Raw genomic sequence first — 9,283 nt, forward strand, 5'->3', positions numbered from 1 at the left:
CCAGGGGGACGGCGGGGGAGGCGGCGCCGGCGGGGCGCCGTGCGGCGCTGGGCCGGGCGTAGGGTTGGACGGGTCCGAACCGTTCCGTGGAGTGGAGGACCCGCGTGGAGGCACCCCGTACGGCCGCCGTCAGCCCCGGCGAGCTCGCCGTCCCCGTCATCGCCGCGCCCATGGCGGGCGGGGCGTCCACGCCGGAGCTGGTGGCCGCGGTCAACGCGGCCGGCGGGCTCGGCATGCTCGCCGCCGGGTACCGGAGCGCCGGTGCGATGGCCGAACAGATCGAGCGGACGGCCGGGCTGACGGACCGTCCGTTCGGCGTGAACCTCTTCGTCCCCGCCGGGCCCGGTGACCCGCTGGCCGTCGCCGCGTACCGGGAGCGCCTGCTCCCGGAGGCCGACCGCCGGGGCGTCCGGCTGCCCGTGGCGATCGCGCCGGACCGCGACGACTGGGACGCCAAGATCGCCGCGCTGCTGGCCCGGCCGGTGCCCGTCCCGGTGGTGTCGTACACCTTCGGCCTGCCCTCGCCCGAGGAGGCGCGGGCCCTGCGGGCGGCCGGCACCTACCAGGTCGGCACGGTCACCACGCCCGAGGAGGCGCGGTGCGCCGAGGCGGGCGGGATGGACGCGCTCTGCGTCCAGGGCCCGGAGGCGGGCGGACACCGGGCCACCCACCGGGTCGCGGACCGGCCGGGGGACGTTCCGCTGCTCGAACTGCTGGCCGCGGTAAGGGCGGTGACGGCGCTGCCGCTCGTCGCGGCGGGCGGCCTGGCCGACGGTGCGGGGATCGCGGCCGCGCTGCGGGCCGGTGCGGTGGCGGTCCAGCTGGGGACGGCGCTGCTGCGGGCCGACGAGTCCGGCGCGTCGGCGGCGCACCGGGCGGCCCTGGCCGAACTCCCCGGCACGGTGGTGACCCGGGCCTTCACCGGCCGTCCGGCGCGCGGTCTGCGCAACGCGTTCATCGAGCGGTTCGGTCCGTACGCGCCGGCCGCCTACCCCGAGGTGCACCACCTCACCCAGCCGCTGCGCGCTGCGGCGGCCGCGCGGGCGGACACGTCGGCGATGCACCTGTGGGCGGGCACCGGCCACCGCGCGGCCCGCGGCGGGCCGGCCGCGGAGATCGTCAAGGAGCTGTGGGAGCAGGCCTGTCGCTGAGCGCGGCGCGGTGGTGGCGGGTCCGCGCCGGGACGTGGCGCCGCCGCGGGGGCCGGGTGACCCTGGTCGCCCGGCCCCCGCGGCGTGAGCCTCAGCCGAGGAGCTCCGCCATCCAGGACTCGATGGCCGGGACGGTGCGGGGGAGGGCGCCGGACATCAGGCGGGCGCCGTCGGCGGTGATGACGAGGTCGTCCTCGATGCGGATGCCGAGGCCGCGGAGTTCGAGGGGGAGGGTCTCGTCGTCGGGCTGGAGGTAGAGGCCGGGCTCGACGGTGAGGACGTGGCCCTCTTCGAGGACGCCGTCGAGGTAGGTCTCGGCGCGGGCCTTGGCGCAGTCGTGGACGTCGAGGCCGAGCATGTGGCCGGTGCCGCAGAGCGTGTAGCGGCGGTAGAGGCCGCTGTCGTCGGCGAGGGCCTCCTCGGCGGAGACCGGCAGGATGCCCCAGTCGGCCAGGCCCTCGGCGATGACCCGGGCGGCGGCGGCGTGGAAGTCGCGGAAGCGGGCGCCGGGGCGCAGGGTGTCGATGCCGGCCTGCTGGGCGGCGAGGACCAGCTCGTAGGCCTGGCGCTGGACCGGGCTGAAGGTGCCGTTCAGCGGGAGGGTCCGGGTGATGTCGGCGGTGTAGAGGGTGTCGGTCTCCACGCCGGCGTCGAGCAGCAGCAGGGTGTTCGGGTCGAGGGCGCCGTCGTTGCGGATCCAGTGCAGGACGCAGGCGTGGGCGCCGCTGGCGGCGATGGTCTCGTAGCCGATGCCGTTGCCCTCGGCGCGGGCGCGCAGGTTGAAGACGCCCTCGATCCAGCGCTCGCCGCGGTGGTGGCGGAACGCGGCGGGCAGGGCGCGGACGACGTCCTCGAAGCCCAGCACGGTGTGGTCGACGGAGAGCTGGAGCTGCTCGACCTCCCAGGCGTCCTTGACCAGGCGCAGCTCGGACAGGACGGCGGCGAGGGTGCCGTCGGCCTGGGCGATCCCGGGGGAGCCGGGGCGGCCGGTGGCGGCGTCGAGCTCGGGGTCGACGTCGGCGAGGACGCGGGTGGCCGGCTGCGGGCCGGTGAGGAGCTTGTCCAGCTCGTCGAGGTGCTCGACGCGCACGCCGGTGAGCCGGGCGGCCTCGTCGAGGTCGGGGCGGCGGCCGACCCAGAACTCGCCGTAGCGGCGGTCGCGGAAGAACTCGGCGCCGCGGACCGGGTCGCCGCCGCGCGGGGAGCGGGGGCGCAGGTAGAGCACGGGCTCGTGGCCCTCGGGCCCCGAGGGTTCGAGGACCAGGACGTGGCCGACCTGGTCCTCGCCGGTGAGGCCGGTGAGCCAGGCGTAGGCGCTGTGCGGGCGGAAGCGGTAGTCGACGTCGTTGCTGCGCACCTTGAGCCGGCCGGCCGGGACGATCAGGCGCTCGCCGGGGAAGGCCGCGGAGAGCCGGCTGCGGCGTCCGGGCAGCACGGTGTACCCGGGGACCCGGTCCTCGGCGGGCAGGGGCGTGGGGGCCCAGGAGGTGCCCATGAAGGCGTTGAGGGCGGGCGAGACGGGGAGGTCGTGGCTGCCGGTGTTGAGGCCGGTCTGACGGAGGGTCACCGTGATTCTCCTAAGTGGGGCTGGAGGTCCGCACGGACACAGCTCGGTAACGGGATGCGTCACCTCTTGTGCAGTGCAATTTCACATTACTATGTTACGGGTCACACCGTGGAGCGGCTAGACCCCCTGAGGTCGCTCTCCCGGCCGGGCCCCGGATCAGCGCCGGGGTCGGAGCACGGCCCTCGCTTCGGGCCCCCACTGCGGAGTTGCACATGACCAGGCGCACCCACGCCGCCCTCGCGGCGGTTATCGCAGCCACACTGACCCTCGGCCTCGGGGCCTGTGGTGACAAGGACAAGAGCGACAGCGGCGACGCCGCCGCCGGCAGCACCAAGGCGCCGGGTGCGGCGTCCGGCGAGATCGTCGGCGGCACGCCGGTCAAGGGCGGCACCCTGACCGTGCTGACCAACCAGGACTTCGCCCACCTCGACCCGGCCCGCAACTGGGTGCTGCCGCACATGGACTTCGGCACCCGGCTGATCTACCGCACCCTGGTCACCTTCAAGGCCGAGCCGGGCGCCGCCGGCAGCGAGATCGTGCCGGACCTCGCCACCGACCTCGGCAAGTCCTCCGACGGGGGCAAGACCTGGACCTTCACCCTGCGTGACGGTCTGAAGTACGAGGACGGCAGCCCGATCAAGTCCGCCGACATCAAGTACAACGTCGAGCGGTCCTTCTCCCCGGACCTCACCGGTGGCCCCGACTACGCCGTCCAGTACCTGGCCGGCGGCGAGAACTACAAGGGCCCGCTGACCGGCGAGCACCTGTCGAGCATCGAGACGCCGGACGACAAGACGATCGTCTTCCGCCTCAAGCGCCCGGTCGCCGAGTTCTCGTACACGGCCACCCTGCCGACCTTCTCCCCGGTGCCGCAGTCGCAGGAGAAGGGCACGCAGTACGACTCACGGCCGTTCTCCTCCGGGCCGTACAAGATCGCCTCCTACGACCGCGGCAAGCAGCTCGTGCTGGTCCGCAACACCAACTGGGACCAGGCCTCCGACTCGGTCCGCAAGGCCTACCCGGACAAGATCGTGGTCACCCAGGGCCTCAAGGGCGGCCAGGTCGACGACCGGATCATCGCCAGCGACGGCGCCGACGCCTCCACCATCGAGATGCCGTGGATGCAGCACGAGTCCGTCTCCAAGGTGCTGCCCAAGGCGGACGTCAAGGGCCGCATGGTGGCCGAGCAGACCGGCTGTACCGACATGCTGTACCTGAACAACGCCAAGGCGCCCTTCGACGACCCGAAGGTCCGCGAGGCGATGATGTACGCGGTCGACCGCGAGGCCCAGGTCACCGCGTTCGGCGGTCCCGCGCTGGCCGATGTCGCCACCTCCTACCTGCCGCCCGCGCTCACCGGCGGCGCCAAGGCCGACCCGCTGAAGATCCCGGCCGCCGGTGACCCGGAGAAGGCCAAGGAGCTGCTGAAGGCGGCCGGCAAGACCGACCTCAAGGTCTCGCTCACCGTCTCCATCGGGGACAAGAGCCGCGGTGAGGCGCTCCAGCAGTCGCTGGCCAAGGCCGGCATCCAGGTCACCGTCAACACCATGGACGCCTCCGCCATCGCCGACGCCGTCGGCGACATCAAGAACGCCCCCGACCTGTACATCAACGGCTGGTGCCCGGACTACCCGTCCGGCGCCACCTTCCTGCCCTTCCTCTTCGACGGCCGCACCATCAAGGAGAAGGGCAACCAGGGCAACTACAGCCAGTTCCGCGACCAGGCCACGATGGACCGGATGGACCAGATCGCGGCCATGACCGACCTGGCCCAGGCCAACGCCGCCTGGAAGCAGCTCGACGAGGAGCTGCTGAAGAAGGCCCCGGCCGTCCCGCTGATGTGGCAGCGCCGCCCGCTGCTGGTCGGCACCAACGTGGCCGGCGCCTTCGGCAACTCCGGCTACGCGGGCATGCTCGACATGGCCGTGGTCGGCCTCAAGGACCCTGCGAAGAGCCAGGGCTGAGGGACCGTCATCCGATGAGTACAACCACTGAGCCCGCCGCCGTGGAGAACACGGCGGCGGGCCCCGCGAAGGCCACCGGGCGCGGGCCCTGGCGGCTGGTCTGGGACCAGCTGTGGGCCAAGGGCTCGGCCCGCTTCGGCCTGATCACCGTCGCCGTGCTGGTGCTGTCGGCCGCCCTGGCCGGCCCGTTGAGCTCGCTCGGCGGCTGGACCCCCGAGGAGTTCGACAAGCGCGCCGTCGACCCCTACATGGGCGGTGTCCCGATCGGCGACTTCGGCGGGATCGGCAGCCGGCACTGGCTCGGCGTCGAACCCGGCTCGGGCCGCGACCTGTTCGCCCGCGTCCTGCACGGCGGGCAGGTCTCGCTGCTGATCGCGTTCACCGCGACCGCCCTCGTCGTGATCGCCGGCACCCTGGCCGGCATCGCGGCCGGCTACTTCGGCGGCCGCATCGACGCGGCGCTCTCCCGGCTGATGGACCTCACGATGTCCTTCCCCTCGCTGATCTTCATGATCGCCATGATGTCGGTGGCCAAGGACGTCAACCGGATCCTGCTGATGACCCTGGTGATCGGCCTGTTCGGCTGGCCCGGCATCGCCCGGGTGGTCCGCGGCCAGACGCTCTCGCTCAAGCACCGTGAGTACGTCGAGGCCGCCAAGGTCGGCGGGGCCCGCTCCTGGCGCATCCTCACCCGGGAGATCCTGCCGAACGTCTCCGGCCCGATCATCGCCTACACCACGCTGCTGATCCCCGGCATGATCGCCACCGAGGCCGCGCTCGGCTACCTCGGCGTCGGCGTCCGCCCGCCCACCGCGTCCTGGGGGCAGATGATCTCCGAGAGCATCGTCCACTACGAGACCGATCCGACGTACTTCCTCATCCCGACGGTCTTCCTCTTCGTCGCGGTGCTCGCCTTCACCCTGCTCGGCGACGCGCTGCGGGACATCCTCGACCCCCGGGGAGGCCGGTCGTGATCATCTACCTCGGCCGCCGGCTGATCGGTGTCGCGGGCATCCTGCTCGCCATCTGCGCCATCACCTTCACCATCTTCTACCTGCTGCCCAACGACCCGGCCGCAGCCGCCTGCGGCAAGACGTGCAGCCCCGAGCGACTCGCCGCCGTCAAGGAGGCGATGGGCCTGGACCAGCCGATCTGGAGCCAGTTCGGCAGCTACCTGGCCGGCATCTTCGTCGGCCGCGACTACGGCAGCGGCCCCAGCGCCGTGCACTGCGGTTTCCCGTGCCTCGGCTACTCGTACGAGTACGGGCTGCCCGTCTGGGACCTGCTCACCGACCGCCTGCCGGTCTCCATCTCGCTCGCGTTCGGCGCGGCGGTGCTCTGGCTGGTCCTCGGGCTCGGCGCCGGCGTCACCTCGGCCCTGCGCAAGGGCAGCATCACCGACCGGATCCTGACGGTCCTCTCGGTCGGCGCCGCCTCGCTGCCGGTCTACTTCACCTCGATCATGCTGATCTGGGGCGTCGTGCGATCCGCCGGCCTGCTGCCCTACCCGTCGTACCACCCCTTCACCGAGGACCCGTTCGGCTGGGCCTCCAACCTGCTGCTCCCCTGGATCGCACTGGCCCTGCTGTACGCGGCCACGTACGCCCGGCAGAGCCGCAACTCGATGATCGAGACGATGGCCGAGCCGTACATCCGCACCGCCCGCGCCAAGGGCCTGCCCGCGCTGACCGTGACGGTCAAGCACGGGCTGCGCTCCGGGATGACACCCATCCTGACCATCTTCGGCATCGACCTCGGCGGCCTGCTCGCGGGCGCCGTCATCACCGAGTCCATCTTCGGCCTGCCCGGGGTCGGCCGGCTCTTCTACGACGGGCTGACCCGCTCCGACCAGCCGGTCATCCTCGGCGTCACCCTGCTCGCGGCCTTCTTCATCGTCGCGGCGAACCTGCTGGTCGACCTGCTCTACGCGGTGGTCGACCCGAGAGTGAGGTACTGATGGCACTGTTGGAGGTCGAAGATCTCACAGTCTCCTTCGACACCCCGCGCGGTACCGTCCGGGCCGTCGACGGCATCTCCTTCACCGTCGAGGCCGGGCAGACCCTCGGTCTGGTCGGGGAGTCCGGCAGTGGCAAGTCCGTCACCTCGCTGGCCGTGATGGGCCTGCACCGCGGCGCCGCCGTCAACGGCTCGATCCGGCTGGCCGGGCAGGAGCTGATCGGCCTGGGGGAGCGGCAGCTGGGCACCATCCGGGGCCGGCGGATCGCCATGATCTTCCAGGACCCGCTGTCCAGCCTGCACCCCTTCTACACCGTCGGCGAGCAGATCGCCGAGCACTACCGGGTGCACTTCAAGGCCTCCCGCAAGGCCGGCCGCGCGCGGGCCCTGGAGATGCTCGGCGAGGTCGGCATCCCCGAACCCGCCCGCCGGATCGACGAGTACCCGCACCAGTTCTCCGGCGGCATGCGCCAGCGCGTGATGATCGCCATGGCGCTCGCCTGCGAACCCGACCTGCTGATCGCCGACGAGCCCACCACCGCTCTCGACGTCACCGTCCAGGCCCAGATCCTCGACCTGATCGCCCGGATCCAGCAGGAGCGCGGCCTCGGCGTCGTCATGATCACCCACGACCTCGGCGTGGTCGCCCGGGTCGCCCACGAGGTCCTGGTCATGTACGGCGGACGGGCCGCCGAACAGGCCCCCGTGGACGGGCTGTTCAGCGCCCCCGCGCACCCGTACACCCGCGGGCTGCTCGACTCGCTGCCCCGCCTCGACGACACCGACGACGCCCCGCTGCGGGCCATCCCCGGCAGCCCGCCGTCACTGATCGTCCCCGCCCCCGGCTGCTCCTTCGCCCCGCGCTGCGCCCGCACCACCGCGGCCACCGCCGAGGAGCACGCCCGCTGCCTGGCCGAGCGCCCCGCGCTCGGTCCGCTCGCCCCCGGCCACCAGGCCGCCTGCCACCTGCCGCTGGTGCCGCAAGGAGCCCGTTCATGACCGCTCACGCGTCCCCGGCAGCCCAGCCGCTGCCGGCCGCCCGGGTCCCATCGGACGCCGAACCGCTGCTCTCCGTGCGGGACCTGGTCAAGACCTTCCCCGGCAAGCGCGGCCGCAACGGCCGGGCGGGAGCCGCGGTCCGGGCCGTGGACGGCGTCAGCTTCGACGTCGGCAAGGGCGAGACGCTCGGCCTGGTCGGCGAGTCCGGCTGCGGCAAGTCCACCACCGGACGGATGATCGTCCGGCTGCTCGACCCGACCTCGGGCACCGTCACCTTCGACGGCACCGAGATCGGCGGTCTCTCCCAGGCCCAGCTGCGGCCGCACCGGCGCGACCTCCAGATGGTCTTCCAGGACCCGTACTCCTCGCTCAACCCCCGGCAGACGGTGGCCCGGATCATCTCCGAACCGCTGCTGATCCAGGGGTCGAGCGCGGCAGACGCGCGCAAGCGCGCCGCCGAGCTGATGGAGCTCGTCGGGCTGATCCCCGAACACATCGACCGCTACCCGCACGAGTTCTCCGGCGGCCAGGCGCAGCGCATCGGCATCGCCCGCTCGCTGGCCACCTCGCCCCGGCTGGTGATCGCCGACGAGCCGGTCTCCGCGCTGGACGTCTCGATCCAGGCCCAGGTGGTCAACCTGATGGAGCGGCTCCAGGACGAGCTGGGGCTGGCGTACGTGTTCATCGCGCACGACCTCTCGGTGGTCAAGCGGGTCTGCGACCGGGTCGCGGTGATGTACCTCGGCCGGATCGTCGAGATCGGCGCCAAGGAGGAGGTGTACGGCAACCCCGCCCACCCCTACACCCGGGCGCTGCTCTCCGCCGTACCGCTGCCGGACCCGGCGGCGGAGCGGGCGCGCGAGCGGATCGTGCTGCTCGGCGACCCGCCGAGCCCGGCCAACCCGCCGTCCGGCTGCTCGTTCCACCCGCGCTGCCCGAAGGCGCAGGACGTCTGCCGGACGGAACGGCCGCTGCTGCAGATCGCCGGGCCGGGTGCCCGGCAGGCGGCGTGCCACTTCCCGGAGGCCTGACCTCCCCGAGCGCCGTACCGCTCAGCCTCCCCCACGGCGGGCGGTACGGCTCCAACCGGGGGACCCGGACGACGGGCCCCCGCACTCAGGGGGCTTGGACGACGGACCCCGCAACCCGGGGTCCGGACGACGGGCCCTCACACCGACCCCCGGTCGGGCGCGGCGGGGAACCTCTTGAGGGCCGCGCCCGGCCGGGCTCCAGCATGTCGAAGGCCCGCACCCGAGAGGAAGGGTGCGGGCCTTCCGTGGTTGCCGCGGTCGTTGTGGTCGCCGTGGTTACCGTGACGGCTGCGGTGATCGTTGCCCGGCCCGCGTGGAGCGAGCCGGGCGGCGTGAACCGAAGCGCGTGGAGCGTGCCGGGCCGCGTGAACCGAACTACGTGCGCCCCCCGCGTGACCGGCCCCCGCGTGACCCGAGCCGCGTGCGCCCAGCCGCGTGGAGCGAGCCGGCCCCGAGGGGGTGCCGGGGAAGAGCGAAGGCCGTGGCCCCCGGACGGATCCGGGGGGCCCCGCCCCTGGGCGGCCGGGTGGGGGGGTCGGGGGGCCGGGTGGCCGGGCCCCCCCCGCGGTGGGGTCGCGGCCGCCCGGGGGCGGGCGGCCCACCGCGGACGTGGGG

At 73.3% G+C, this 9,283-nt stretch carries 7 protein-coding genes; 6 read left to right on the plus strand and 1 reads right to left on the minus strand.

Annotated elements, in window-relative coordinates:
* Nucleotides 1-104 precede the first annotated feature (104 nt).
* Nucleotides 105-1,151, plus strand: coding sequence for a nitronate monooxygenase (locus tag ACFC1F_RS19930; RefSeq protein WP_376159949.1), 1,047 nt, complete (start codon nt 105-107; stop codon nt 1,149-1,151).
* A 91-nt stretch (nt 1,152-1,242) separates the two neighbouring features.
* On the opposite strand, the gene ACFC1F_RS19935 is transcribed toward ACFC1F_RS19930, so the two are convergent.
* Nucleotides 1,243-2,718, minus strand: a complete 1,476-nt coding sequence (locus ACFC1F_RS19935) for an aminopeptidase P family protein (RefSeq protein WP_307853331.1) — start codon at nt 2,716-2,718, stop codon at nt 1,243-1,245.
* A 212-nt stretch (nt 2,719-2,930) separates the two neighbouring features.
* Between ACFC1F_RS19935 and ACFC1F_RS19940 the strand changes: the two genes are divergently transcribed.
* From ACFC1F_RS19940 to ACFC1F_RS19960, 5 genes are read left to right on the plus strand one after another with little or no spacing between them, the layout of a single operon-like run.
* Nucleotides 2,931-4,682 carry an ABC transporter substrate-binding protein gene (locus ACFC1F_RS19940; protein WP_209415177.1) on the plus strand — a complete coding sequence of 584 codons (1,752 nt, stop codon included), beginning with the start codon at nt 2,931-2,933 and terminating at the stop codon, nt 4,680-4,682.
* A gap of 14 nt (nt 4,683-4,696) precedes the next feature.
* On the plus strand, nt 4,697-5,656 hold the full coding sequence (locus tag ACFC1F_RS19945) for an ABC transporter permease (protein ID WP_376159951.1): 960 nt from the start codon (nt 4,697-4,699) through the stop codon (nt 5,654-5,656).
* Nucleotides 5,653-6,639, plus strand: a complete 987-nt coding sequence (locus tag ACFC1F_RS19950; protein WP_209415179.1) for an ABC transporter permease — start codon at nt 5,653-5,655, stop codon at nt 6,637-6,639. The genes ACFC1F_RS19945 and ACFC1F_RS19950 overlap by 4 nt, the downstream gene beginning before the upstream one ends.
* A complete protein-coding gene (locus ACFC1F_RS19955) occupies nt 6,639-7,637 on the plus strand; it encodes an ABC transporter ATP-binding protein (protein ID WP_376159954.1) in 999 nt (332 codons plus the stop codon). The genes ACFC1F_RS19950 and ACFC1F_RS19955 overlap by 1 nt, the downstream gene beginning before the upstream one ends.
* Entirely contained in the window at nt 7,634-8,668 is a 1,035-nt protein-coding gene (locus ACFC1F_RS19960) for an ABC transporter ATP-binding protein (RefSeq protein WP_376159956.1), read from the plus strand. The genes ACFC1F_RS19955 and ACFC1F_RS19960 overlap by 4 nt, the downstream gene beginning before the upstream one ends.
* Nucleotides 8,669-9,283: the final 615 nt, after the last annotated feature.

Source organism: Kitasatospora sp. NPDC056181 (assembly GCF_042266225.1).
GTDB lineage: Bacteria > Actinomycetota > Actinomycetes > Streptomycetales > Streptomycetaceae > Kitasatospora.

Excerpts from the sequence above, each read along its gene's own strand:
- ACFC1F_RS19945 (WP_376159951.1), top strand. The coding sequence starts at position 4,697 with ATGAGTACAACCACTGAGCCCGCCGCCGTGGAGAACACGGCGGCGGGC.
- ACFC1F_RS19955 (WP_376159954.1), top strand. The coding sequence starts at position 6,639 with ATGGCACTGTTGGAGGTCGAAGATCTCACAGTCTCCTTCGACACCCCG.
- ACFC1F_RS19960 (WP_376159956.1), top strand. The coding sequence starts at position 7,634 with ATGACCGCTCACGCGTCCCCGGCAGCCCAGCCGCTGCCGGCCGCCCGG.
- ACFC1F_RS19940 (WP_209415177.1), top strand. The coding sequence starts at position 2,931 with ATGACCAGGCGCACCCACGCCGCCCTCGCGGCGGTTATCGCAGCCACA.